General features: G+C 53.5%; 21 protein-coding genes. 12 read left to right on the top strand and 9 right to left on the bottom strand.

The genetic code is table 11. The features are described from left to right. Nucleotides 1–80 precede the first annotated feature (80 nt). Together sspA and sspB are read left to right on the top strand one after the other, a co-directional pair. Nucleotides 81–719 (top strand): stringent starvation protein SspA, encoded by a 639-nt coding sequence (gene sspA / locus FDX19_RS09070; protein ID WP_048213444.1) that lies wholly within the window; start codon nt 81–83, stop codon nt 717–719. A gap of 5 nt (nt 720–724) precedes the next feature. Beyond that, complete coding sequence (sspB, locus tag FDX19_RS09065) at nt 725–1,222, top strand: ClpXP protease specificity-enhancing factor (RefSeq protein WP_048213443.1); 498 nt, start codon at nt 725–727, stop codon at nt 1,220–1,222. Nucleotides 1,223–1,266: 44 nt separating this feature from the next. Here the strand turns inward: sspB and dcuC are convergent, their stop codons facing one another. Then, nucleotides 1,267–2,634 carry an anaerobic C4-dicarboxylate transporter DcuC gene (dcuC, locus tag FDX19_RS09060; RefSeq protein WP_137382448.1) on the bottom strand — a complete coding sequence of 456 codons (1,368 nt, stop codon included), beginning with the start codon at nt 2,632–2,634 and terminating at the stop codon, nt 1,267–1,269. 360 nt (nt 2,635–2,994) lie between these two features. On the opposite strand from dcuC, the gene nanR reads away from it, so the two are divergent. The 6 genes from nanR to nanQ all read left to right on the top strand — a co-directional run bounded on the left by nanR (nt 2,995) and on the right by nanQ (nt 8,489). Further along, entirely contained in the window at nt 2,995–3,786 is a 792-nt protein-coding gene (gene nanR / locus FDX19_RS09055; protein ID WP_137382447.1) for a transcriptional regulator NanR, read from the top strand. Nucleotides 3,787–3,920: 134 nt separating this feature from the next. Next, nucleotides 3,921–4,814: an N-acetylneuraminate lyase gene (nanA, locus tag FDX19_RS09050; RefSeq protein WP_137382446.1), complete on the top strand. Its 894-nt coding sequence runs from the start codon at nt 3,921–3,923 to the stop codon at nt 4,812–4,814. Nucleotides 4,815–4,925: 111 nt separating this feature from the next. Next, complete coding sequence (locus FDX19_RS09045; protein ID WP_137382445.1) at nt 4,926–6,416, top strand: MFS transporter; 1,491 nt, start codon at nt 4,926–4,928, stop codon at nt 6,414–6,416. Nucleotides 6,417–6,463: 47 nt separating this feature from the next. Further along, the gene (locus FDX19_RS09040; protein WP_137382444.1) at nt 6,464–7,153 is read left to right on the top strand and encodes an N-acetylmannosamine-6-phosphate 2-epimerase; all 690 of its coding nucleotides are present in this window, start codon (nt 6,464–6,466) and stop codon (nt 7,151–7,153) included. After that, the gene (nanK, locus tag FDX19_RS09035; protein ID WP_137382478.1) at nt 7,150–8,019 is read left to right on the top strand and encodes an N-acetylmannosamine kinase; all 870 of its coding nucleotides are present in this window, start codon (nt 7,150–7,152) and stop codon (nt 8,017–8,019) included. The genes FDX19_RS09040 and nanK overlap by 4 nt, the downstream gene beginning before the upstream one ends. Before the next feature lie 2 nt (nt 8,020–8,021). After that, the gene (gene nanQ / locus FDX19_RS09030) at nt 8,022–8,489 is read left to right on the top strand and encodes an N-acetylneuraminate anomerase (RefSeq protein ID WP_137382477.1); all 468 of its coding nucleotides are present in this window, start codon (nt 8,022–8,024) and stop codon (nt 8,487–8,489) included. Between the two features lie 58 nt (nt 8,490–8,547). Here the strand turns inward: nanQ and FDX19_RS09025 are convergent, their stop codons facing one another. The 4 genes from FDX19_RS09025 to gltB form a co-directional block, all read right to left on the bottom strand. After that, nucleotides 8,548–9,828 carry a cytosine deaminase gene (locus tag FDX19_RS09025; RefSeq protein WP_137382443.1) on the bottom strand — a complete coding sequence of 427 codons (1,281 nt, stop codon included), beginning with the start codon at nt 9,826–9,828 and terminating at the stop codon, nt 8,548–8,550. Beyond that, on the bottom strand, nt 9,818–11,068 hold the full coding sequence (gene codB, locus FDX19_RS09020) for a cytosine permease (protein WP_137382442.1): 1,251 nt from the start codon (nt 11,066–11,068) through the stop codon (nt 9,818–9,820). Before codB ends, FDX19_RS09025 begins: the two co-directional genes overlap by 11 nt. A 247-nt stretch (nt 11,069–11,315) precedes the next feature. Further along, a complete protein-coding gene (locus FDX19_RS09015) occupies nt 11,316–12,734 on the bottom strand; it encodes a glutamate synthase small subunit (RefSeq protein WP_137382441.1) in 1,419 nt (472 codons plus the stop codon). A 12-nt stretch (nt 12,735–12,746) separates the two neighbouring features. Then, nucleotides 12,747–17,207 (bottom strand): glutamate synthase large subunit, encoded by a 4,461-nt coding sequence (gene gltB / locus FDX19_RS09010; RefSeq protein ID WP_137382476.1) that lies wholly within the window; start codon nt 17,205–17,207, stop codon nt 12,747–12,749. Between the two features lie 686 nt (nt 17,208–17,893). On the opposite strand from gltB, the gene FDX19_RS09005 reads away from it, so the two are divergent. The 4 genes from FDX19_RS09005 (at nt 17,894) to mtgA (ending at nt 22,959) form a co-directional block, all read left to right on the top strand. Next, nucleotides 17,894–18,823: a TIGR01212 family radical SAM protein gene (locus tag FDX19_RS09005; protein ID WP_137382440.1), complete on the top strand. Its 930-nt coding sequence runs from the start codon at nt 17,894–17,896 to the stop codon at nt 18,821–18,823. Nucleotides 18,824–19,023: 200 nt separating this feature from the next. After that, nucleotides 19,024–21,360, top strand: a complete 2,337-nt coding sequence (arcB, locus tag FDX19_RS09000) for an aerobic respiration two-component sensor histidine kinase ArcB (RefSeq protein WP_137382439.1) — start codon at nt 19,024–19,026, stop codon at nt 21,358–21,360. A gap of 229 nt (nt 21,361–21,589) precedes the next feature. After that, complete coding sequence (gene elbB / locus FDX19_RS08995) at nt 21,590–22,243, top strand: isoprenoid biosynthesis glyoxalase ElbB (RefSeq protein ID WP_137382438.1); 654 nt, start codon at nt 21,590–21,592, stop codon at nt 22,241–22,243. Further along, nucleotides 22,240–22,959, top strand: coding sequence for a monofunctional biosynthetic peptidoglycan transglycosylase (gene mtgA / locus FDX19_RS08990; protein ID WP_137382437.1), 720 nt, complete (start codon nt 22,240–22,242; stop codon nt 22,957–22,959). Before elbB ends, mtgA begins: the two co-directional genes overlap by 4 nt. 66 nt (nt 22,960–23,025) lie before the next feature. On the opposite strand, the gene npr is transcribed toward mtgA, so the two are convergent. From npr to hpf, 4 genes are all read right to left on the bottom strand, one after another. Next, a complete protein-coding gene (gene npr, locus FDX19_RS08985; protein ID WP_003828770.1) occupies nt 23,026–23,298 on the bottom strand; it encodes a PTS phosphocarrier protein NPr in 273 nt (90 codons plus the stop codon). Then, a complete protein-coding gene (gene rapZ / locus FDX19_RS08980) occupies nt 23,295–24,149 on the bottom strand; it encodes an RNase adapter RapZ (protein ID WP_048213428.1) in 855 nt (284 codons plus the stop codon). The genes npr and rapZ overlap by 4 nt, the downstream gene beginning before the upstream one ends. Nucleotides 24,150–24,194: 45 nt before the next feature. Next, a complete protein-coding gene (gene ptsN, locus FDX19_RS08975) occupies nt 24,195–24,686 on the bottom strand; it encodes a PTS IIA-like nitrogen regulatory protein PtsN (protein ID WP_048213427.1) in 492 nt (163 codons plus the stop codon). An 83-nt stretch (nt 24,687–24,769) separates the two neighbouring features. Next, on the bottom strand, nt 24,770–25,057 hold the full coding sequence (hpf, locus tag FDX19_RS08970; RefSeq protein ID WP_005121327.1) for a ribosome hibernation promoting factor: 288 nt from the start codon (nt 25,055–25,057) through the stop codon (nt 24,770–24,772). Nucleotides 25,058–25,079: the final 22 nt, after the last annotated feature.

Genomic DNA, 25,079 nt, shown 5'->3' with positions numbered 1-25,079 from the left:
CGAATCTGGGTGACATCACTTCTGGCTGGCCACAACGTGGCTGGTAGCAGTAAAAATTCTGAATATACCTGGAGGTTTTCATGGCTGTCGCTGCCAACAAACGTTCGGTAATGACGCTGTTTTCTGGTCCTACTGACATCTATAGCCATCAGGTCCGCATCGTGCTGGCTGAAAAAGGTGTTAGTTTCGAGATTGAGCACGTGGAAAAGGACAATCCACCGCAGGATCTGATCGACCTCAACCCGAATCAGAGCGTCCCGACACTGGTGGATCGTGAGCTGACCCTGTGGGAATCTCGCATCATTATGGAATACCTGGATGAGCGTTTCCCGCATCCGCCGCTGATGCCGGTTTACCCGGTTGCGCGTGGTGAGAGCCGCCTGTACATGCAGCGTATTGAAAAAGACTGGTACACGCTGATGAACGTCATCGTGAACGGTTCCGCATCTGAAGCCGATGTTGCACGTAAACGTCTGCGTGAAGAGCTGCTGGCAATTGCCCCAGTCTTTGGTCAAAAACCGTATTTCCTGAGCGATGAGTTCAGCCTGGTAGATTGCTACCTGGCGCCGCTGCTGTGGCGTTTACCGCAGCTGGGTATTGAATTCAACGGTGCAGGTTCGAAAGAACTGAAAGGGTATATGACCCGCGTCTTCGAACGTGACTCTTTCCTGGCTTCTCTGACTGAGCCTGAACGTGAAATGCGTCTGGGCCGGGGTTAACCTGTATGGATTTGCCACAGTTAACGCCACGCCGTCCGTATCTGCTGCGCGCATTCTATGAGTGGTTGCTGGACAACCAGCTCACGCCGCACCTGGTGGTGGATGTGACGCTCCAGGACGTGCAGGTTCCGATGGAATATGCACGTGACGGGCAAATTGTTTTGAATATTGCGCCGCGTGCCGTGGGCAATCTGGAACTGGCGAACGACGAAGTGCGCTTTAACGCGCGCTTTGGCGGCGTGCCGCGCAATGTTTCCGTACCACTGGCGGCGGTACTCGCGATCTATGCCCGTGAAAACGGCGCAGGAACGATGTTTGAACCTGAGGCGGCCTATGACGAAGATGTCGACAGCCTCAATGATGACGATGTCGCGCCTGAGAGCGAAAACGAAACGGTGATGTCGGTGATTGATGGCGATAAACCGGATAATCACGATGACGATCCTGACGACACACCACCACCTCCTCGCGGTGGGCGTCCGGCGCTACGCGTAGTGAAATAATCAAACAGGCCCTTGCGGGCCTGTTTTGCATTCTGCGTCAGATATCAATAAAACAGCGCGATAGTGGCAATCATATTGACCACAAATCCTATCGCCATTGGGATGGCGGTCCGTTTTACGACCTCAAAAGGCGACACGCCAGCAATACCAGATGTCACGACAATCACAGCGGTAATCGGTGAAACCGCACGTGCCAGCGTGGTGGCGAAGTGCATCGGCATAATCATCACAACCGCAGGAATATGCAGCCCCGCAGCAATATCCGGGATCAGGCTGGCGAATGACATAAACGGTGCATTCCCGGATCCCATTACAATTGCACAGGCGGCGATAACCACGGCCATGATAATCATCACACTGATACCGCCAAGCCCGGAATGTTCTGCGCCTTTAATCACCGCATCGACGGTGCCGATAGTGGTTAAGCCCTTGGCAAAGATCTCACCGGCGACCACCAGCGTGACAACGTTGGCAAACTGTGTTCCCATGCCGTCAAAAAACGCCTGCACATCATCCATAGTCTCACGCAGGTTATGTTTATGAAGAAACTCCACAAACATGGTCAGCGTCAAGCTCATTAGCATCACCACAACCAGATTCAACTCTGCCTGCATTAATCCCATGTGCGCCAGCAACAGCGAACCCAACATCAGGAGCAGCGGCATCACCGGTAAAATGGCGTAATAGAGTGGCGGTACATCGTCCAGCGTCTTTTGTTCATTGAAGCCTGCGCTGTCTGGCTGTGTTTTTTTATCAAACCGGCGTTGAACGAAAAAGTGTGCGATGGCGACGGCGATGATGACGCAGGACGCGACAGGAAGTTGGTAGTGGAAGAAATAAGTGGCTATTTTCATCCCCGCAACCTGTGCGGCGAAAATTGAGTTGGTTTCCAGAATGCCCCATTCAATCGACATCGAGGTGGCAATGACCGCTACCGCGGATAAACGGCTCACGCCCAGGCTGACCAGCGTTGGGAAGAGCGTAACCATCAGCAGCATGCCCAATCCGGAAGCACTGGTGATGAACTGTGCCATGATTTGACCAATGACATACGTCGCGGCAAGTACAATATACGGTGAACGGATGTGCTTGAGTGGGCGGCTCAACAGGCTGACCATTGCCCGGCTGGCTCCCATTCTGTCCATATAGCGGGCATAACCGCCCACTGCCATGATGGACAGCCCAAGACCTGCCGCCCGATTGGAAAGCATACGTAGAATTTCATTATAAATATCGACCAGCAGATAACCGCTGCTTTTGTCGCTGGCGACCAGTGCGCCGTACCCCAACCAGACGCCGCAGATCATCAGGAAGATCCCGGCTGCTGCCAGTACTACCTGTGGTTTGTAGTTTTTGAGGATCAGGTAACCCATCGTTAATAAAACGATGACAGAGATAATAATGCCGAACATTTTTTCACTCCATGCCAGAGAAGAAGATAAATCCGGTAATAACGCTGTTTTAAATGCGGATGTTATATTTTTTCTGGCATGTGTTTTGGAGTGGACATCGTGTTTTTATAATTGGTGGGTGGTTATTTATCGTTTTAAAATAGTGGGTTATGATTTATTTTAAAGATCATATTCGCAGATTTCACAAAGTTAGTTTTATCCCATGGTAATAAATAACTATCCGCTCAATAATTCATATTTAACTATATGTATTGTATATATCCTCTGTATGAGCATATCCCCCACCGACCACCATTTCACCCTGCTTTCGATCCTGTGTTACGATGAACTCGCTGTTATTTGTCACCACGACTTAGCTGAATGGACCCTATGAACGCATTTGATTCGCAAGCTGAAGACTCTCCATCCACCATTGGTCGTAGTTTACGCAGCCGCCCGCTGGCACGTAAAAAACTCTCTGAAATGGTTGAGGAAGAACTTGAACAGATGATTCGCCGTCGGGAATTTGGCGAAGGGGAACAGTTGCCGTCAGAGCGAGAACTGATGGCTTTCTTCAATGTTGGCCGTCCTTCTGTACGAGAAGCCCTGGCGGCGTTAAAGCGTAAAGGCTTAGTGCAAATTAACAACGGTGAACGCGCTCGCGTTTCACGTCCTTCGGCTGATACGATTATCAGTGAACTGTCCGGTATGGCGAAAGATTTCCTCTCGCATCCTGGTGGTATTTCCCATTTTGAGCAACTGCGATTGTTCTTTGAGTCCAGCCTGGTGCGTTATGCCGCAGAGCATGCCACTGACGAGCAAATCGACAGACTGGCGAAAGCACTGGAGATCAACAGCCAGTCGCTGGAAGACAATGCGCTCTTCATCCGTTCAGACGTTGATTTCCACCGTGTGTTGGCAGAGATCCCCGGTAATCCTATCTTTATGGCGATCCATGTCGCGCTGTTAGACTGGCTGATTGCCGCCCGTCCGACCGTTGCCGATCAAGAACTGTATGAGCACAATAGCGTGAGTTATCAACAACATATCGCTATTGTTGACGCAATTCGCCAGCGCGATCCTGAAGAGGCTGACCGCGCACTGCAAGAACATCTCAACAGCGTTTCCGCGACCTGGCACGCTTTCAGCAAAAGTAAAAAATTGCGTAAGTAATCGCGATCCTGACGATCTTTTAGTGAAGCAGATCGCACTATAAGCGTTCTGTATTGTATTGCTGCTTATTTGATCTGGTATAACAGGTATAAAGGTATGCAGTCAGTCAACACTAATCATTGACAGAGGTCGTTATGGCAAGAGATTTAAAAGGCGTAATGCCGGCATTGTTAACCCCATTTGATAACCAACAGCGACTGGACATCGAGAGCTTGCGTCGTCTGGTGCGCTTCAACATCGGGCAGGGCATTGATGGGCTCTATGTCGGTGGCTCAACGGGTGAAGCTTTTGTGCAGAATCGTGCTGAAAGAGAGCAGGTGCTGGAAATTGTTGCTGAAGAAGCGAAAGGTAAAGTGACCTTAATTGCCCACGTTGGCACGGTGAGCACAGAAGAGAGCCAGCAGCTGGCGGGCGCCGCACACCGTTATGGTTTTGACGCAGTGTCCGCTGTTACCCCGTTTTACTATCCGTTCAGCTTTGAAGAGCATTGCGACCACTACCGCGCGATTATTGATTCCGCTGAGGGTTTGCCGATGGTGGTCTATAACATCCCGGCGCTGAGCGGCGTAAAACTGACGTTGGAGCAGATCAATACGCTAGTGACGCTGCCAGGCGTTGGCGCACTGAAACAAACCTCAGGCGATCTCTATCAAATGGAACAGATCCGCCGCGCTCATCCCGATCTGGTGCTTTACAACGGTTATGACGAGATCTTTGCTTCTGGGGTGCTGGCCGGTGCGGATGGTGGGATCGGCAGTACTTACAACATCATGGGATGGCGTTATCAGGGAATTGTGAAAGCGCTCAAAGAAGGCGATATCCGGGCTGCACAAAAGCTGCAAACCGAGTGCAATAAGGTTATCGATCTGCTCATCAAGGTTGGCGTATTCCGCGGTCTGAAAACGGTACTGCACTATATGGATGTGGTTTCTGTACCGTTGTGCCGTAAACCGTTCGCTCCCGTAGATGAACAATATCTGCCAGAACTGAAAGCCCTGGCGAACCAACTGCTGGCGGAAAAAGCGTAACCGCGGGTAGCCGGGGGCGCTTTGCGTGCCCGGCCTGGATGTTTCGACCGTAGGCCGGAAAAGACGAAATCGCCATCCGGCACAACACCAAAAAATCGTCGGGAGAGTAAAATGAGTACTTCTACCCAGAGCATCCCGTGGTATCGCCATCTCAACCGGGCACAATGGCGGGCATTTTCTGCCGCCTGGTTGGGGTATCTGCTTGATGGTTTTGATTTTGTGTTAATCGCCCTTGTGCTGACAGAAGTACAAGGTGAATTCGGTTTGACGACGGTGCAGGCGGCCAGCCTGATTTCAGCTGCCTTCATCTCTCGCTGGTTTGGCGGGTTAATGCTGGGGGCGATGGGTGACCGCTATGGACGTCGCCTGGCAATGGTCACCAGCATCATTCTATTCTCTGTGGGGACGCTGGCCTGTGGCTTCGCGCCGGGCTACACCACCATGTTTATCGCCCGCCTGGTTATCGGTATGGGAATGGCAGGTGAGTACGGCTCCAGCGCCACCTATGTTATTGAAAGCTGGCCTAAACACCTGCGTAACAAAGCCAGTGGTTTCCTGATTTCTGGTTTCTCGGTTGGCGCTGTGATTGCCGCCCAGGTTTATAGCCTGGTGGTTCCGGTCTGGGGATGGCGTGCGCTGTTCTTCATCGGCATTCTGCCGATTATCTTTGCCCTCTGGCTGCGTAAAAATATTCCGGAGGCAGAGGACTGGAAAGAAAAACACGCAGGTAAAGCGCCGGTACGCACGATGGTGGACATTCTCTATCGGGGCGAACATCGGGTAATCAATATCTTGATGACCATCGTAGCGGCGACTGCGCTGTGGTTCTGTTTTGCAGGCGACCTGCAAAATGCGGCAATCGTGGCGATCCTCGGGCTGATGTGTGCCTTCATCTTCATTAGCTTTATGGTGCAAAGCAGCGGTAAACGTTGGCCGACGGGCGTGATGTTGATGGTTGTCGTGCTGTTCGCGTTTCTCTATTCGTGGCCGATTCAGGCGCTGCTGCCAACGTATTTGAAAACTGAACTGATGTATGACCCTTCAACGGTTGCCAGGGTCCTGTTCTTTAGCGGCTTTGGTGCGGCGGTTGGCTGCTGCGTCGGTGGTTTCCTTGGCGACTGGCTGGGTACCCGCAAGGCTTATGTGTGCAGTCTGCTGGCCTCGCAGTTGCTGATTATCCCTGTGTTTGCGATTGGCGGAGCCAACGTCTGGGTCCTGGGTTTGCTACTGTTTTTCCAACAAATGCTTGGGCAGGGGATCTCAGGGATCTTACCAAAACTCATTGGCGGTTATTTCGATACCGACCAACGTGCCGCGGGCCTGGGGTTCACGTACAACGTCGGGGCACTTGGTGGGGCACTGGCACCGATCATCGGGGCGCTGATTGCACAACGTCTGGATCTGGGTACTGCGCTGGGATCGCTCTCTTTCGGCCTGACATTTGTGGTGATCCTGTTGATTGGTCTTGATATGCCGTCTCGTGTACAGCGTTGGCTGCGGCCTGAAGCACTACGTACACATGATGCCATTGATGGTAAACCGTTTAGTGGAGCCGTGCCGTTTGGCGGCGGTAAAAGCACCATGGTGAAATCAAAAAGTTAATCCGCTTGCCCGGCGTTGAGCCGGGCGAGATTCGAAAGGGAAGATGTATGTCGTTACTTGAGCTACTGGATAAAAAAATTGCCGCTGGTGGCGGACTGATTGTCTCCTGCCAGCCCGTTCCGGACAGCCCGCTGGATAAACCTGAAATTGTCGCCGCCATGGCGCTGGCAGCCGAGCAGGCGGGTGCGGTGGCGCTGCGCATTGAAGGCGTGGAAAACCTGCAGGCGACCCGGGCGGTCGTTTCGCTGCCAATTATAGGTATTCTGAAACGCGATCTTACTGACTCCCCGGTACGCATCACTGCATTTTTAGATGATGTCGATGCGTTGGCGCAGGCGGGAGCTGACATTATAGCGATTGATGGTACAGACCGCGTGCGTCCTGTTCCCGTCGCCACACTGTTGGCACGAATTCATCAACATCACTGTCTGGCCATGGCCGACTGTTCATCGCTGGAAGACGGCCTGGCCTGCCAGCAACTCGGCGCGGAAATTATTGGTACGACGCTGTCGGGTTATACGACACCAGAAACGCCAGAGGAGCCGGATCTGGCGCTGGTGAAAGCGTTACGTGATGCCGGGTGTCGGGTGATAGCCGAAGGACGCTATAACACGCCAGCACAAGCGGCTGAAGCCATGCGCCACGGGGCCTGGGCGGTGACAGTGGGTTCTGCTATTACCCGACTGGAACACATTTGCCAGTGGTACACCATGGCGATGAAAAAGGCCGCGCTATGACCACCCTGGCGATTGATATCGGCGGCACTAAACTGGCCGCTGCACTGGTGGATGGTCGCTTGCAAATGCGTGACCGCCACGAACTTCCGACACCCGCCAGCAAAACACCACAAGCGCTGCGAGCTGCCCTGGAAGCGCTGATTGAGCCGCTGCAGGCACAGGCTCAGCGCGTGGCGATTGCCTCGACTGGCATCATCCGTGAGGGCGCGCTCCTGGCACTGAATCCATTAAATCTGGGGGGATTGATGCTTTTCCCGCTGGTGCAAACGCTGGAGTCTCTCACCGGTCTACCGACGTTGGCGGTGAATGACGCACAGGCCGCTGCGTGGGCTGAATATCATGCACTTGGCGGGAAATACCACGATATGGCGTTTATTACTGTATCGACCGGTGTTGGTGGCGGTGTGGTTAGCAACGGAAAGTTGTTAACCGGAGTCGGGGGGCTGGCGGGGCATGTAGGTCATACACTGGCGGACCCGAATGGCCCGCAATGTGGTTGTGGACGTGTGGGGTGCGTGGAGGCTATCGCTTCCGGCCGTGGGATTGCAGCGGCAGCCGAAGGTTCACTTGCTGGATGTGATGCAAAAACTATTTTTAGCCGAGCCGGACAGGGGGACGAGCAGGCGCGTCAATTGATCCAGCGATCGGCATGCACGTTGGCACGCCTGATTGCCGATGTGAAGGCGACAACCGACTGCCAGTGCGTTGTTATTGGCGGAAGCGTCGGGTTGGCTGAAGGTTATCTGGCGCAGGTGAAAGCCTGGCTGGCACAGGAACCTGCGGCTTACCACGTGAGATTACTGGCGGCACATTACCGTCATGACGCTGGACTACTGGGGGCCGCGCTGTTGGCCCAGGGAGAATGATGATGATGTCAGGGGATTTACAGTCTCTGCATTCTGCTGGATTGCATCCGGTCTTGCAGCAGGCATTAACGCAGGCTGTTGCGGCAAAACCGCAGGATAAAGCACCGGGGCGCTATGAGCTGCAAGGCGAGAATATCTTTATGAACGTCATGCAGTTTGTTACGCAGCAACCGGAGCAAAAGAAAGCGGAGCTGCACGAGCAATATAGTGATATTCAGGTACTGCTGGCGGGTGAAGAACGTATTCTGTTTGGTATGACGGGGTCTGCCCGGCAGTGTGAAGAGAGGCACGTTGAGGATGATTATCAGCTGTGTAACCAGATTGCAGATGAGCAGGCTATGGTACTGAAGCCGGGAAGATTTGTGATTTTTATGCCGGGCGAGCCGCATAAACCAGGTTGTGTGGTGGGGGAGCCGGTGGATATCAAAAAGGTGGTGATCAAGGTGCGCGCCAGTTTATTAAAAGCCTGACGATGAGAGACCGTGTCGGATGGCAAGGCTTGCGCCACCCGACATGGAATATAACGACCTAGCGCTTAAACGTCACCGCTTCTGGCTGGGTCAGATGCAGCGTAGTCCGGGCTGGCACCGTCTCGGCAATAACCCGCCCATGGCGGATGGAATAACGTGCAGGCGTCTGGCGGCGAACCGCATCAAACCCATTTTCAGCAGGTAAAATCACCAGGTTGGCGGCGTTCCCAATACTTAAACCGTAGTCCTGTAAGTGCAGGGTTTTCGCGCTGTGGGTGGTGATGAGATTTAGCCCATCATTGATTTGTCCGTACCCCATCAACTGACACACGTGTAATCCCATATGCAGAACTTGCAGCATATTCGCGGTTCCCAACGGGTACCACGGGTCAAAAACGTCATCATGCCCAAAGCAAACATTGATGTCCGCTTCCAGCATCTCTTTGACGCGGGTGATGCCACGGCGCTTAGGATAGGTGTCAAATCGTCCCTGCAGGTGAATATTCACCAGCGGATTCGCAACGAAGTTAATACCTGACATTTTCAACAGACGGAAAAGGCGGGAAGCATATGCGCCGTTATAGGAATGCATCGCCGTGGTGTGGCTGGCTGTCACGCGTGCTCCCATGCCATCGCGATGCGCCAGCGCCGCGACGGTTTCAACAAAGCGCGATTGCTCATCATCAATCTCGTCACAGTGCACATCGATAAGTCGGTCATACTTCTGCGCCAGGGCGAAAGTTTTGTGCAGCGACTCAACGCCATATTCACGCGTGAATTCAAAGTGAGGAATTGCGCCAATGACGTCGGCACCTAAACGCACGGCTTCTTCTAACAGCGCTTCGCCGTTGGGATAAGAAAGAATACCTTCCTGTGGGAACGCCACAATCTGCAGCTCCACCCACGGTGCCACTTCCTGCTTCACCTCCAGCATGGCTTTCAGCGCCGTCAGCGTAGGATCGGAAACGTCTACGTGAGTTCGGACATACTGGATGCCGTTGGCCATCTGCCACTTGAGGGTCTGCATGGCGCGGGTCTTCACGTCTTCGTGGGTGAGCATCGCCTTGCGTTCGGCCCAGCGCTCAATACCTTCAAACAGCGTACCCGACTGGTTCCAGCTGGGCTCCCCTGCAGTTTGCGTTGTGTCCAGGTGGATGTGTGGTTCAACGAAAGGGGGAATGGCCAGCCCGCCTTCAGCATCAAGCACCTCGCCCTGTGGCGCAGCTGCTGTTTCCTGGGGATCAATACGGCTAAAACGCCCGTTTTCAATCGTGATTTGCCACAATCCTTCACGCCCCTGCAGACGGGTTTGAGTTAGGGTGATGGTGTTATTCTGCATGACTGACCTCCGGGGATTTTGCAAGGCTACGATTGAAAAGGGGATTCAGCAGGATATAGCTGAATACGCCGCCAAGCACGGCGTTGACCGGCACAATACCTGGGATGTAGTGTCCGGCGGCGATTCCCAGCGCGACGGACAGAATAGCTATCCAGTTGACCGGAATAAACTGTGCTGTGTTGAAGTTGGTGTAGCGGCGGTGGTTTAACAGATAATCGGCAATAATCACTCCGCCAATAGGAGGGATCGCCGCCGACAGGAATGTCAGCCAGCCGACAAAGTTATTGTAAAGCCATAATGCGCACAGTGTTCCAATAATGCCGTTGGCCACGGACAATGTGCGGCTGGAAAGGCCGGTAATATTAGCAAACCCCAAACCGGAGGCGTACAGCGCGTTGTCGTTGGTGGTCCAGATATTCAGGCCGAGTACGATAATTGCGGGCAGCAGCAGCCCCTGCGCGATCATCACATCTGAGATATCTGCCTGTCCTACCGCGGCGGCTCCGGCGGCACCGAAGATAAACATCAACGAGTTGCCAAGGAAAAATGCCACCATGGCAATCAACACTGCGCCTTTGGCATTTCGCCCGAAGCGGACGAAGTCGGCGGTTAAGGTGCCTGCGCTGACAAACGATCCGACGACCAACGCCAGTGCCGTGGAAAAATCCAGCGGTGTCTGCGGCACAATGGCTTTTAAATGATCCAATCCCCCTACATCGCTCACTGCCAGCCAGACAGAGTAGCTGCCAAGAATGACGATAGCGGGAACGGCGATGATGGACAAAATGGTGAGTGCCGAGATACCAAAGAAGATGGTCATGGTCATCAGCAGACCGGAAACTGCAATCAGGATATTGACGTCAATACCCGTCGCTTTACCCACCGGGATGGCGAACATTGCCACGCCGACGCCAAACCAGCCCACCTGTGTGCCACCTAATAGCATTGAGGGAAGCCATGAACCTTTTATGCCAAATGAGTAACGTGCGAGGAGGTGGGTAGAGAGACCTGTTTTTGCGCCAATATAACCGAGAAATGCAGTGTAAATACCGAGGAGGAGATTACCGAAGAGAACTGCCAGGAAAAAATCATTATAGGAAAGACCGGTACCGAGAGTGCCTCCGGTCCACATACTGGCTGAAAAGAATGTTAACCCCAACATCACAAACGTCAGTGGTATCACGCCTTTCCGCGCTGCCAGAGGGACGGGGCCCTGGCTATAATTGTTGTCCTGCGACACAACGCCTCCTTGAATTTTGCCCAAAAAATCCGCCGCATCATAAACACTTCTCAGAATAAAGCAAACGTTTCCGTATGATTTTTACATGGTTATTATTCATGGTGTTTATGTATTTCGGGTGTTAAGGCTATTTGCCCTGTTTACAAAACGTGTTGTCAGGCTGGCTTATTTGGCAGGTTTGGCGGTATTGCGGCAGGAATTTGGCATCTCATCCACCAGGGCAGATGAGATGCCTGAAGAGGCTGACTTACACTTCCAGGTAATTCATAATTCCGTCAGCCGCTTTACGGCCTTCGGCAATGGCTGTGACAACCAGATCCGAACCACGCACGATGTCGCCACCGGCAAAGATTTTCGGGTTGCTGGTCTGGAAGGCGTTGTCGCTGCGTTCCGGAGCAATAATACGCCCCTGCGAATCCAACTCGACGCTATGTTTTGCCAGCCATTCCATGCTGTGTGGACGGAAACCAAACGCCAGTACGACGGCATCAGCCGGTACTATATGCTCGGAACCGGCGACGATCTCCGCGCGACGGCGACCTTTCGCATCCGGCTCACCCATCTCAGTGCGCGCCATTTTCACGCCACACACTTTGCCGTTAGCATTCACCTCAACACCTAAAGGCTGGACGTTGAACTGGAATTCGACGCCTTCTTCACACGCGTTTTTCACTTCGCGTTTCGAACCCGGCATATTCTCTTCATCGCGGCGGTAGGCGCAGATAACGTGTGACGCACCCTGACGAACGGAGGTCCGCACGCAGTCCATCGCGGTGTCACCACCGCCCAGCACGACAACGCGTTTACCTTCCATGCTGATGTATGGCTCGTCGCTGCTTTCGCCAAAGCCCATCAACTGTTTGGTATTGGCGATCAGGAACGGCAGGGCATCAAAGACGCCATCAGCATCTTCGTTTTCCAGCCCACCGCGCATCGACTGATAGGTGCCGACGCCAAGGAACACGGCGTCGTAATCCTTCAGTAACGCTTCGAGCTGCACGTCACGGCCCACTTCGACGTTGAGTTTGAACTCGATGCCCATGTCGGTGAAAATTTCACGACGGCGGGTCATCACCTCTTTTTCCAGTTTGAAGGCCGGGATACCGAAGGTCAGCAGACCACCGATTTCCGGATGGCGGTCAAAGACCACGGCCTTCACGCCGTTACGGGTCAGCACATCCGCACAGGCCAGGCCTGCCGGACCTGCACCGATAATGGCGACACGCTTGTCCGTCTGACGAACGCCGGTCATATCCGGGCGCCAACCCATTTCGAAGGCTTTATCGTTAATATAGCGCTCGATGTTGCCGATGGTCACTGCGCCGAATTCGTCATTCAGCGTACAGGAACCTTCGCACAACCTGTCCTGCGGACAGACACGGCCGCAAACTTCCGGCAGCGTGTTGGTCTGGTGAGACAGCTCTGCTGCTTCAAAAATACGCCCTTCGTTAGCCAGCTTCAGCCAGTTCGGAATGTAGTTATGTACTGGGCATTTCCACTCGCAGTACGGGTTACCGCAGGACAGGCAGCGGTCTGCCTGTGCCTTAGCCTGACCTTCGGAAAACGGCTCGTAGATCTCAATAAATTCGATCTTACGGATCTTCAGCGGCTTCTTAGGCGGATCAACGCGCTGCAGGTCGATAAATTGGTATACGTTCTGACTCATTGCTGCTACCCCTTACTGCGCCTGCACACGCAGCTCAGCTGCGCTACGACTACGGTGACCCAACAGTGCTTTCACATCACTGGATTTTGGTTTTACCAGCGCGAATTTCGCTGAGAACGCTGGCCAGTTCGCCAGGATCTCTTCGCCGTGCGAAGAACCGGTATGCTGCACGTGTTCGGTAATTAAACCGCGCAGATGCTCTTCGTGGATAGCCAAAGAGTCCACGCTCAGCACTTCTACCAGTTCCGGGTTCACGCGTTTGCGGAATTCACCGTCTTCGTCCAGTACGTAGGCGAATCCGCCCGTCATACCCGCTCCGAAGTTGACGCCCGTTTTTCCGAGAATACAGACGATGCCGCCGGTCATATATTCGCAGCCGTTGTCGCCAATACCTTCAACCACGGTGATGGCCCCGGAGTTACGTACCGCAAAGCGCTCACCCGCACGGCCCGCGGCAAACAGACGACCACCGGTGGCACCATACAGGCAGGTGTTACCAATGATGCTCGCCTCATGGCTACGGAAAGCAGAGCCAACCGGAGGGCGCACCGCCAGCAGGCCGCCCGCCATGCCTTTACCGACATAGTCGTTGGCATCGCCGGTCAGATACAGTTCTACGCCGCCCGCGTTCCATACGCCGAAGCTCTGGCCTGCGGTACCGCTGAAGTGCGCTTTGATCGGGTCAGACGCCAGCCCCTGATCGCCGTGAGTCTGGGCAATATAACCGGATAACGACGCGCCAACTGAACGGTCGGTGTTGCGGATATCAAACCAGAAGGTTTTACTCTGGCGCTCATCGACATACGGTTTCGCCTGCTGTAACAACTGGGCGTTCAGCACGCCGTTATCAAACGGCGGGTTGTTCTCGGTGCAGAACAGCGCTTTGCCGGGATGCGGCTCGGCGGTTTCCAGCAAGCGAGACAGTTCCAGCTTCTGCTGTTTGGCGGTAAATCCTTCCAGCTCTTTCAGCAGGTCGGTGCGGCCAATCAGATCCACGAGGCGGGTTACGCCAAGTGACGCCATCAGCTCGCGAACTTCACGGGCGATAAATTCAAAGTAGTTGGTCACTTTGAACGGCAGGCCGTGATAGTGATTTTTACGCAGTTTGTCGTCCTGAGTCGCCACACCGGTTGCGCAGTTGTTCAGGTGGCAAATACGCAGGTATTTACAGCCCAGCGCGACCATTGGGCCGGTGCCGAAGCCAAAACTTTCTGCGCCGAGGATGGCCGCTTTGATGATGTCGACACCGGTTTTCAGACCGCCATCGACCTGCAGACGGATCTTATGGCGCAGGCCATTAGCGACCAGTGCCTGTTGAGTTTCCACCAGACCGAGTTCCCACGGGCAGCCCGCGTATTTCACCGAGGAGAGCGGGCTTGCGCCGGTGCCGCCATCGTAACCCGCGATGGTTATTAGATCCGCATAGGCTTTCGCCACGCCAGTGGCGATAGTGCCGACACCCGGTTCGGAAACCAGCTTCACGGAGATCATCGCTTTCGGATTGACCTGTTTGAGGTCGAAAATCAGCTGCGCTAAGTCCTCGATAGAGTAGATATCGTGGTGCGGCGGCGGGGAGATCAACGTCACGCCCGGTACCGAATAGCGCAGTTTAGCGATGTACGGGGTGACTTTATCACCCGGTAACTGACCGCCTTCGCCAGGCTTCGCGCCCTGAGCGACTTTAATCTGGATAACATCGGCGTTGACCAGGTATGCCGGGGTCACGCCAAAGCGACCGGATGCGACCTGCTTAATGCGTGACACTTTATTCGTGCCATAGCGCGCCGGATCTTCACCACCTTCGCCGGAGTTGGAGTTACCGCCGATGCTGTTCATGGCTTCAGCCAGTGCTTCGTGTGCTTCCGGGCTTAATGCGCCGATAGACATGGCCGCGGTATCAAAGCGTTTGAACAGCTCGGTTGCGGGTTCTACCTCGTCAATGCTGACGGCTTCATCACCAGGTGCGATCGCCAGCAGATCGCGCAGCGTGGCTGCCGGACGCTCATTCACCAGCCTGGCATATTCCTGATAGTCGTTATATTCGCCACTTTGTACCGCCTGTTGCAGTGTGCGCACCACGTCAGGGTTGTAGGCGTGGTATTCGCCGCCGTGAACGTACTTCAGCAGCCCGCCCTGGCTAATGGGTTTGCGTGCCAGCCAGGCGTGTTTGGATAGGTTCAGCAGATCCTGCTGGAAGTCGCTAAACCCTGCGCCGCTGATGCGGCTGACCACGCCCTGGAAGCACAGCGCCACGACATCATCATGCAGACCAACGGCTTCGAACAGCTTGGAGCAACGGTAAGAGGCGATGGTCGAAATGCCCATTTTGGACATGATTTTGTACAGACCTTTGTTGATGCCGTTACGGTAGTTCTGCATCACGGTCCGGTAATCTTTGGCGATCGCCTGGGTATCGATCAGACGTCCCAACGTTTCATAGGCGAGATACGGATAAATGGCCGTCGCGCCAAAGCCCAGCAGGACAGCAAAATGGTGCGGGTCGCGGGCACTGGCGGTTTCAACGATGATGTTGGCGTCGCAACGCAGGCTTTGTTCTACCAGACGCGTTTGCACTGCGCCCACGGCCATCGGTGCCGGAACCGGTAAGCGGTTCTTCGCGATATTACGGTCAGAAAGCACCAACAGTACCGTACCGTTACGTACCATCTGTTCGGCTTTATCGCACAGGGCTTTGACCGTTTCTTCCAGCGTGGTTTCCGTCACGTCGAAGGTGATATCCAGCCGGTCGGCGCGATAGTGCTCTTCTTTCATGGTGGTGAGCTGGGTGAAATCGGAGTACAGCAGAATCGGTGATTTGAAGCTCAGGCGGTGTGCCTGGCCTTCTGCCTCGCAAAAGACGTTCATCTCACGACCGATGCTGGTGGCCAGCGACATCACGTGCGCTTCACGCAGCGGGTCGATCGGCGGGTTGGTGACCTGCGCGAACTGCTGACGGAAGTAGTCATAAATAATGCGCGGCTGGCTGGAGAGCACGGCAAACGGGGTATCATCACCCATTGAACCGACCGCTTCTTGGCCATTTTCGCCGAGCACGCGGATTACGGAGTCCAGCTCTTCCGCGCTGTAGTTAAACTGTTTCTGGTAGCTGGCGAGGGTATCATCGTCCAGTTCGCGGCTGCCGACCTGATTGTCTGGCAGATCTTCAAACGGCACCAGTCGGCGGACGTTCTTCTCCATCCACTCTTTATATGGGTGGCGGCTTTTCAGATCGTCATCAGTTTCGGCGGAATGCAGAATGCGCCCGCTGCGGGTATCAATAACCATCAATTCGCCCGGGCCGACGCGACCTTTCTCGACCACTTCATCCGGCTGATAATCCCAGATCCCAACTTCAGAAGCGCAGGTGATGAGTTTGTCTTTGGTGATGACATAGCGCGCCGGGCGCAGGCCGTTACGGTCAAGGTTACAGGCGGCAAAACGACCGTCTGACATGACAATACCTGCCGGGCCGTCCCATGGTTCCATGTGCATGGAGTTAAAATCGAAGAACGCGCGCAGCTCCGGGTCCATATCCGGGTTGTTCTGCCAGGCCGGCGGTACCAGCAGGCGCATAGCACGGATGATGTCCATCCCGCCTGCCAGCAGCAGTTCCAGCATGTTATCCATTGAACTCGAATCGGAACCGGTTTCGTTGACGAACGGCGCGGCATCGTGCAGGTCAGGGATCAGCGGCGTCTGGAATTTATAGGTACGCGCACGCGCCCACTGGCGGTTGCCGGTGATGGTGTTGATTTCACCGTTGTGTGCCAGGTAGCGGAACGGTTGTGCCAGCGGCCAGCGCGGCACGGTGTTGGTGGAGAAGCGTTGGTGGAACAGGCAGATGGCCGACTCCAGGCGCAGGTCCGCGAGGTCCAGGTAAAAGCGCGGCAAATCTGCCGGCATACACAGACCTTTATAGATATTAACCAGATTAGACAGGCTGCAGACGTAGAAGTCTTTATCGTCCTGGAGGCGTTTTTCGATACGACGGCGTGCGATGAACAGGCGGCGCTCCATATCGCGTGGACGCCAGCCAGCAGGGGCGTTGACAAAAATTTGCTCAATACGAGGCAGGGAGGAAAGGGCGATTTCACCGAGAACACCTTCGTTGGTTGGCACGTCGCGCCAGCCTACGATCGACAGGGTCTCCTGCTGTAATTCTTCTTCAACAATGCGACGAGATGCCGCCGCCAGTTCAGGGTCTTTATTTAAAAAGATCATGCCAACGGCGTAGTTTTTAGCTAAACGCCAGCCGCGCTCTTGCGCAACAATGCGGAAAAAGCGGTCAGGTTTTTGTAACAGCAAACCACAACCATCGCCGGTTTTGCCATCGGCAAGAATTGCGCCACGGTGCTGCATACGGGCCAGTGCGTGTATGGCGGTACGCACTACCTTGTGGCTAGGTTCGCCTTCTATGTGGGCGATCAGGCCGAAACCACAGTTATCCTTCTCAAGGGATTTATCGTACAACATATTAGTGAACCTCCCCAGGCTCTGCGGGACACCTCTCCGATACCGTTTGCGCACGGGCACACCAAGAGCATGGCGACGGGGTTGGCGTTTCATACGCTCACCTCGCATTCGCCCTCTTTATCCTTTTCGCATAGGTCAAACAAGTTTGAGGACTTGCTTCAGAGGGAATCTCAATTACTGCATAAATATGATGAGCAGACTGCTCATCCAGAAAGCTTCCAGCGGATTTCCAAGTTATCGGGAATCCACACACAGGTCAAATGGCAATCTTATTTATGCAAAAATGTGCTATAGGGCGATTAACTTTATGAAAGTATTGAAAATAAAGGTATTTTTACATTGATTTAACCTGAGTGTGATTGCTGGTGAAGTGTGATCTGTCTCACTGTCAGAAAGGCCGGTTATCTCCCGTCCTCCCTTTGTTTATCTCAATGTTTGGTATTTTATGCTGGTTTGTAGACTTTCGGCGTCTTAAAGATACTGTTTTTATATGAGAGCCATCAGAAGATAAAAAAAATAGCGAGATATAAGGAAAAATAATGACTTTTTGATTGAATGAAATTTCGATTATTTTGAATGGTTATTCAATAAATAAAGGCTCGCCAGGGCGATTGATCCAGGTCATCGCCGACTGGGGCTAAAAATGGCAGGCTTTGGCCTCTTTTCAAGGCGCGGTCTATCAGATTATGCAGTTACAGAAATTAGTCAATATGTTTGGTGGGGATCTTTCTCGCCGTTATGGGCAAAAGGTTCATAAACTCACGCTGCACGGCGGGTTTAGCTGCCCAAATCGCGATGGCACCATTGGACGTGGCGGATGTACCTTCTGTAATGTCGCCTCCTTTGCTGACGAAGCGCAGCAGCATCATTCTATCGCTGAACAGCTTGAGCATCAGGCGCAGTTAGTGAATCGCGCGAAGCGTTATCTGGCCTATTTTCAGGCTTATACCAGTACCTTTGCGGAAGTACAGGTGCTGCGTTCGATGTACCAACAGGCGGTCAGTCAGGCCAGCATCGTCGGGCTGTGTGTTGGCACGCGCCCTGACTGTGTGCCGGATGCCGTGCTCGATCTGCTATGCGAATACAAGGATCAGGGCTACGAAGTGTGGCTGGAACTGGGTTTGCAAACGGCCCATGACAAGACGTTGCATCGCATTAATCGTGGGCATGATTTTGCCTGCTATCAGCGTACCACCCAACTGGCACGGGAGCGTGGGCTGAAAGTGTGTTCACACCTTATTGTCGGTTTGCCGGGAGAAGGGCAGGAGGAATGCCTGCAAACGATGGAACGCGTGGTCGAGACAGGCGTCGACGGTATTAAGCTGCATCCGCTGCATATCGTGAAGGGCAGTACGATGGCGAAAGCCTGGGAGGCCGGACGGTTGCACGGCATCGAACTGGATGCGTACACGGTCACCGCAGGTGAGATGATTCGCCATACGCCACCCGAGGTGATTTATCACCGTATTTCCGCCAGCGCGCGCCGCCCAACGCTGTTGGCACCGCTATGGTGTGAAAACCGCTGGACCGGGATGGTCGAACTGGATAAGTACCTTAACGAGCACGGCGTGCAAGGCTCGGCGCTGGGTACGCCGTGGATTCAGCCGGGGTGCTAACCTATTGTGGGTCGTAGGCCGGATTAGCGAAGTGACATCCGGCAATCTGCGCCTGCTTGCCTGATGGTGTCTGGCTTATCAGGCCGCGATGAACCACTCCTCGGTCATTTCACCGATAACCTCCGCATTTCTTGCACAATCTTCAACGTCACGCTGAGAATTGAGTATTATTGTGCCAAGTTGTCGTGAAGGAACCCTCTATGAAGCAAATTCGTATGCTGGCGCAATACTATGTCGACCTAATGATGAAGTTAGGTCTGGTGCGTTTTTCGCTGCTGTTGGCGCTGGCTTTGGTTGTGTTGGCAATTGTGGTGCAGATGGCTGTCACCATGGTGCTGCATGGCCAGGTAGAAAGCATTGATGTCATCCGTTCTATCTTTTTTGGCCTGTTAATTACCCCCTGGGCCGTCTACTTCCTGTCGGTGGTGGTTGAACAACTGGAGGAGTCCCGGCAACGTCTGTCACGACTGGTACAGAAGCTGGAAGAGATGCGCGAGCGCGATCTCAAACTTAACGTGCAGTTGAAGGACAATATTGCGCAGCTTAACCAGGAGATTGTCGAACGTGAAAAGGCGGAAGCGGAGCGGCAGGAGACGTTTGAACAACTGAAGGTTGAAATCAAAGAGCGTGAAGAAGCGCAGATCCAGCTTGAGCAGCAGTCTTCATTTTTACGTTCTTTCCTTGATGCTTCGCCGGATCTGGTTTTTTATCGTAATGAAGATAAAGAGTTTTCCGGCTGTAACCGTGCTATGGAGCTGCTGACCGGTAAGAGCGAAAAGCAACTGGTGAATCTAAAACCGGCTGATGTGTATTCGCCAGAGGCGGCGGAAAAAGTTATTGAAACCGACGAGAAGGTCTTCCGCCATAACGTTTCACTGACCTATGAGCAATGGCTCGACTATCCGGACGGGCGCAAAGCCTGCTTTGAGATCCGTAAAGTGCCTTACTACGACCGCGTCGGGAAGCGACACGGTCTGATGGGCTTTGGTCGTGATATTACCGAGCGTAAGCGCTATCAGGACGCTCTTGAGCGCGCCAGCCGTGACAAGACCACCTTTATCTCTACGATCAGCCACGAGCTGCGTACGCCGCTTAACGGTATCGTCGGTTTAAGTCGGATCCTGTTGGATACGGATTTAACCGCGGAGCAGGAAAAATATCTCAAAACTATCCATGTTTCCGCCGTGACGCTGGGGAATATTTTCAACGATATTATCGACATGGATAAGATGGAGCGGCGTAAAGTCCAGCTCGATAACCAGCCAATCGATTTCACCAGCTTTATGGCGGATCTGGAAAACCTCTCCGGCTTGCAGGCGCAGCAAAAAGGGCTGCGTTTTGTGCTTGAGCCAACGCTACCGCTGCCACATAAGGTCATCACCGACGGAACGCGTCTGCGTCAAATTCTGTGGAATCTGATCAGCAATGCCGTGAAATTCACCCAGCAAGGGCAGGTGACCGTGCGGGCGCGCTATGACGAGGGAGACATACTGCATTTTGAAGTGGAGGATTCCGGGATCGGTATTCCACAGGATGAGCAGGATAAAATCTTCGCCATGTACTATCAGGTGAAGGACAGCCATGGTGGTAAACCGGCAACGGGAACCGGGATTGGACTGGCCGTATCGAAGCGTCTGGCGAAAAACATGGGCGGTGATATTACGGTTTCCAGCCAGGCCGGAAAAGGCTCTATCTTTACGCTAACCGTGCATGCTCCTGCCGTGGCGGAAGAGATTGAAGATGCTTTTGAAGACGATGAAATGCCGTTACCCGCCCTGAATGTGCTGCTGGTGGAAGACATTGAACTGAACGTTATTGTTGCGCGTTCGGTGCTGGAAAAGCTGGGCAATAGCGTGGATGTCGCGATGACCGGGCAGGCCGCGCTGGACATGTTCAAACCGGGTGAATATGACCTGGTGCTGCTGGATATTCAGCTACCGGATATGACTGGGCTCGATATCTCCCGCGAGCTGACGCAAAAATATGCGCGCGAGGATCTCCCACCGCTGGTGGCTCTCACCGCCAACGTACTGAAAGATAAAAAAGAATATCTGGATGCAGGAATGGACGACGTGCTGAGTAAGCCGCTGTCAGTTCCGGCGTTAACCGCCATGATCAAAAAATACTGGGATACCCGAAACGAAGAGGAGAGCACTGTGACGTCTGAAGAAAGCAGTAAATCGCAAGCGCTGTTAGATATTCCCATGTTGGAACAATACCTCGAACTGGTCGGGCCGAAGTTGATCACCGACGGTCTGGCGGTGTTTGAGAAAATGATGCCGGGATATTTGAGCGTGCTGGAGTCTAATCTGACTGCCCGTGATAAAAAAGGCGTGGTTGAGGAAGGCCATAAAATTAAAGGTGCAGCCGGATCTGTCGGTCTGCGCCACCTGCAACAGTTGGGTCAGCAAATTCAATCACCCGACCTTCCTGCCTGGGAAGATAACGTGGCTGAATGGATTGAAGAGATGAAGCAGGAGTGGCAGCACGACGTGGCGGTATTAAGAGCCTGGGTTGCGAGCGTGGAAAAAAAATGACCCCGGCTTGACCGGGGTGCGCGAATACTGCGCCAACACCAGGGAAATCGTGGCTGCGCCGTAAATTATTATCATTGTTTACAAGGGCGCAGCCCTAATTTTCAGGCCGCACGCAGTTAAGATAGCAAATCTTAAATAATTTGTTACATGAATCAGTTAAATGTGTGAAGCGTGGCATTCTAATCAGAATTATTAATATGCTTCAGTCAGTTGCGAAAGGAGTATCACGATGAAAAAAGTTGGCGTAGTGCTCAGCGGATGTGGCGTGTATGACGGTGCAGAAATCCACGAAGCCGTACTCACGCTGCTGGCTATTGCCCGCAATGGCGCTCAGGCTATCTGCTTTGCGCCAGATAAACAGCAGGCGGATGTGATTAATCATCTGACGGGCGAGCCGATGCCGGAAACGCGCAATGTCCTGATTGAAGCTGCGCGTATTACGCGTGGTGATATTCGCCCCCTGGCCCAGGCGGTTGCAACGGAGCTGGATGCGCTAATTGTGCCTGGCGGGTTTGGCGCAGCAAAAAATCTGAGCAATTTTGCCAGCCAGGGCAGTGAATGTCGGGTTGATAGCGACTTAGCCGCGCTGGCGAAGGCACTGCATCAGGCCGGTAAGCCCCTGGGATTCATGTGTATTGCTCCTGCTATGTTACCTAAGATTTTTGACTTCCCGCTGCGTCTGACCATTGGCACTGACATTGATACAGCGGAAGTGCTGGAAGAGATGGGCGCTGAACATGTGCCTTGCCCGGTCGATGACATTGTGGTTGATGAAGATAATAAAGTGGTCACCACGCCTGCTTACATGCTGGCGCAGGATATCGCCCAGGCGGCGAGTGGGATCGACAAACTGGTCTCGCGTGTTCTGGTACTGGCTGAATGAGAAAAGGGGCTACCGCCTTTCTGCGGCGTATCATTCTGCGGGTGGTCGTTGTCCTCGCCGTATTCTGGGGCGGGGGCATCGCGCTTTTTAGCGTGATGCCAGTGCCTTTCTCGGCGGTAATGGTCGAGCGGCAGTTGAGCGCATGGTTGTCCGGTGATTTCGGTTATGTAGCGCATTCTGACTGGGTCAGTATGGATGATATTTCTCCGTGGATGGGACTGGCGGTCATTGCTGCTGAGGACCAGAAATTTCCCGACCATTGGGGATTTGATGTCTCTGCGATAGAGAAAGCGCTGGCGCATAACGAACGTAATGAAAATCGTATTCGGGGCGCCTCGACGTTATCGCAACAAACGGCAAAAAACCTCTTTCTGTGGGATGGACGTAGCTGGGTGCGTAAGGGCCTTGAAGCCGGGCTAACGCTGGGTATGGAAACTGTCTGGAGCAAGAAACGTATTCTGACCGTCTATCTGAACGTTGCGGAGTTTGGCGATGGAATTTTTGGCGTGGAGGCCGCAGCGCAGCGCTATTTCCATAAACCCGCCAGCCGTCTTAGCCCGTCTGAAGCGGCATTGCTGGCGGCGGTTCTGCCCAATCCGTTACGTTTTAAGGCGAGTGCGCCTTCCGGCTATGTGCGCAGTCGTCAGGCGTGGATCATGCGCCAAATGCGCCAGCTGGGCGGTGAGTCGTTTATGCGTGAAAATAAGTTGTATTAGCGTAGTTATTGCCGGATGCGGCGTAAACGCCTTATCCGGCCTACTGGCTACGTTCTGTGTACTCGACTAATCTTCGTCAAACCCTGAATTAAACAGGGCAATTACCGCGGCCAGGGCCTCAACTTCTTGCGGACCCGTGGCTTCAACTTCTATCTGGCGTCCTTTGGCGGAATCCAGCATCAGCAGAGCGATAACGCTGTTTGCCTCGGCTTCCGTTCCTTCATCATTACGCAGCAGAACTTCTGCTTCAAAACCCTGCATTAGCTCAAACAGTTTCATTGCCGGCCGGGCATGCATGCCCAGCTTATTCGTGATTTCAACAGTTTGCTTCACGGTCATGATTTGCGTTTTTCCAGCGTACGATGGCGTGACTGCACGTTTTTACCGCGTGAGCGGAAGTAGTCTGCCAGTTGCTCTGCAATATACACCGAACGGTGTTTCCCGCCGGTACAGCCGATGGCTACGGTAAGGTAGCTGCGGTTGTTGGTCTCCAGCATGGGTAACCATAGCTCAAGATAGCTGCGAGTCTGGTAGATAAAATTATGTACTTCTGTGTGTCTGTCGAGGAAGGCCGCGACGGGCCTGTCCAGACCGGTCATCGGACGTAGCTTTGGATCCCAGTGCGGGTTAGGCAGGAAGCGGACATCAAAGACGTAATCCGCATCAATAGGGATTCCGTGTTTAAAGCCAAAGGACTCAAATACCATCGTTAATTCACGTTCACGTTTGCCCAGCAGTCGGGTACGTAACATTTCCGCCAGCTCGTGCACAGACATTTCAGAGGTGTCTACGATCAGGTCAGCGCGCGAACGCAACGGCTCCAGTAAATCGCTTTCTTTATCGATAGCGCTTTCCAGAGACAAGTTCTTGCTGGACAGCGGGTGTAAACGGCGCGTATCGCTGTAGCGGCGAATCAGCGTGTTACGGTCGGCATCAAGGAACAGCAGTTGCGGTGAGAAGCCTTCGGGCAGGTTACTCATGGCCTGCTCAAAAATCTCCGGGGACTCGGGCATGTTGCGCACATCAATGCTGACAGCCGCAGATATCTGGCGATCGGCGAGGGTTCGAGCCAGTTCGGGCAACAACACGACGGGAAGGTTATCCACGCAGTAAAAACCCATATCTTCCAGCGCACGCAGGGCGACAGACTTACCTGACCCTGAACGACCGCTGACGATCATCAGTACCATGTACTGTTTCTCCTCACAACGACAGAAAAGGATGCCATTGGGTTGTTATGCTTCATCCTGCCCACCTTCGGTGTCAGTGATGATTTGATACAACTCCTGGTCACTCTGCGCGGCGCGCAGGCGACGACAGATAGTTTTATCTGCCAGACGTTTTGCGACCAGTGACAACGTATGCAAATGCGTCTTGGTTTGGTCCGCCGGGACCAGCAGGGCGAAAAGCAGATCGACTGGCTGATTATCAATGGCATCGAACGCGATTGGCGTTTCAAGTTGAACAAATACACCAACCGCACGCAGGGTGTCTTCTTCCAGCTTTCCATGCGGAATGGCAATACCATTGCCAATACCGGTACTGCCCATTTTTTCACGCGTCAGAATGGCTTCAAATACCACCTGAGGAGGCAAGCTGAGTTGTTTTGCCGCCAGTTCACTGATGATTTCCAGTGCGCGTTTCTTGCTTTGGCAGTGAACGGCCGCGCGCGTACATTCCTGGTTAAGAACATTGCTCAGTTGTAGAGTCGTATCGTTATTTGTCATAATTTCACCTAAGCGCTAACTGTACAAATGGCCCGTTGTGCTGCACAACAGGCCGTCCTGCACCCGCTAACTGCCCGGACAAGTTAGTGCTGTTTCAGTTTATCTTTATGTTTTGTTAACTGGCGAGCCAGTTTATCAATTAAACCGTCAATGGCGGCGTACATATCCTGACCTTCCGCGCTGGCATGAATTTCGCCACCGTTCACATGCAGTGTTGCATCCGAGATGTGTGTGACCTTCTCCACTTTCAACACAATATAGACCTGATTAATCCGGTCGAAATATTGTTCAAGCTTGGCGAACTTTGTGGTGACAAAGTCGCGCAGGGCCTCAGTGATTTCGACGTTATTTCCAGTGATGTTGAGCTGCATAGTGTCTTCCTTATCGGTTGGG

Source organism: Citrobacter sp. wls619, assembly GCF_005281345.1.
Lineage (GTDB): Bacteria > Pseudomonadota > Gammaproteobacteria > Enterobacterales > Enterobacteriaceae > Citrobacter.
Note: the sequence above shows the minus strand (reverse complement) of the source record. Positions and strands in the feature narration are given on the sequence as shown.

What these genes read in the sequence shown, in the direction of transcription:
- sspA (WP_048213444.1), top strand. Translation starts at nt 81, where the DNA reads ATGGCTGTCGCTGCCAACAAACGTTCGGTAATGACGCTGTTTTCTGGT.
- sspB (WP_048213443.1), top strand. Translation starts at nt 725, where the DNA reads ATGGATTTGCCACAGTTAACGCCACGCCGTCCGTATCTGCTGCGCGCA.
- dcuC (WP_137382448.1), bottom strand. Translation starts at nt 2,634, where the DNA reads ATGTTCGGCATTATTATCTCTGTCATCGTTTTATTAACGATGGGTTAC.
- nanR (WP_137382447.1), top strand. Translation starts at nt 2,995, where the DNA reads ATGGACCCTATGAACGCATTTGATTCGCAAGCTGAAGACTCTCCATCC.
- nanA (WP_137382446.1), top strand. Translation starts at nt 3,921, where the DNA reads ATGGCAAGAGATTTAAAAGGCGTAATGCCGGCATTGTTAACCCCATTT.
- FDX19_RS09045 (WP_137382445.1), top strand. Translation starts at nt 4,926, where the DNA reads ATGAGTACTTCTACCCAGAGCATCCCGTGGTATCGCCATCTCAACCGG.
- FDX19_RS09040 (WP_137382444.1), top strand. Translation starts at nt 6,464, where the DNA reads ATGTCGTTACTTGAGCTACTGGATAAAAAAATTGCCGCTGGTGGCGGA.
- nanK (WP_137382478.1), top strand. Translation starts at nt 7,150, where the DNA reads ATGACCACCCTGGCGATTGATATCGGCGGCACTAAACTGGCCGCTGCA.
- nanQ (WP_137382477.1), top strand. Translation starts at nt 8,022, where the DNA reads ATGATGTCAGGGGATTTACAGTCTCTGCATTCTGCTGGATTGCATCCG.
- FDX19_RS09025 (WP_137382443.1), bottom strand. Translation starts at nt 9,828, where the DNA reads ATGCAGAATAACACCATCACCCTAACTCAAACCCGTCTGCAGGGGCGT.
- FDX19_RS09015 (WP_137382441.1), bottom strand. Translation starts at nt 12,734, where the DNA reads ATGAGTCAGAACGTATACCAATTTATCGACCTGCAGCGCGTTGATCCG.
- gltB (WP_137382476.1), bottom strand. Translation starts at nt 17,207, where the DNA reads ATGTTGTACGATAAATCCCTTGAGAAGGATAACTGTGGTTTCGGCCTG.
- FDX19_RS09005 (WP_137382440.1), top strand. Translation starts at nt 17,894, where the DNA reads ATGCAGTTACAGAAATTAGTCAATATGTTTGGTGGGGATCTTTCTCGC.
- arcB (WP_137382439.1), top strand. Translation starts at nt 19,024, where the DNA reads ATGAAGCAAATTCGTATGCTGGCGCAATACTATGTCGACCTAATGATG.
- elbB (WP_137382438.1), top strand. Translation starts at nt 21,590, where the DNA reads ATGAAAAAAGTTGGCGTAGTGCTCAGCGGATGTGGCGTGTATGACGGT.
- mtgA (WP_137382437.1), top strand. Translation starts at nt 22,240, where the DNA reads ATGAGAAAAGGGGCTACCGCCTTTCTGCGGCGTATCATTCTGCGGGTG.
- npr (WP_003828770.1), bottom strand. Translation starts at nt 23,298, where the DNA reads ATGACCGTGAAGCAAACTGTTGAAATCACGAATAAGCTGGGCATGCAT.
- rapZ (WP_048213428.1), bottom strand. Translation starts at nt 24,149, where the DNA reads ATGGTACTGATGATCGTCAGCGGTCGTTCAGGGTCAGGTAAGTCTGTC.
- ptsN (WP_048213427.1), bottom strand. Translation starts at nt 24,686, where the DNA reads ATGACAAATAACGATACGACTCTACAACTGAGCAATGTTCTTAACCAG.
- hpf (WP_005121327.1), bottom strand. Translation starts at nt 25,057, where the DNA reads ATGCAGCTCAACATCACTGGAAATAACGTCGAAATCACTGAGGCCCTG.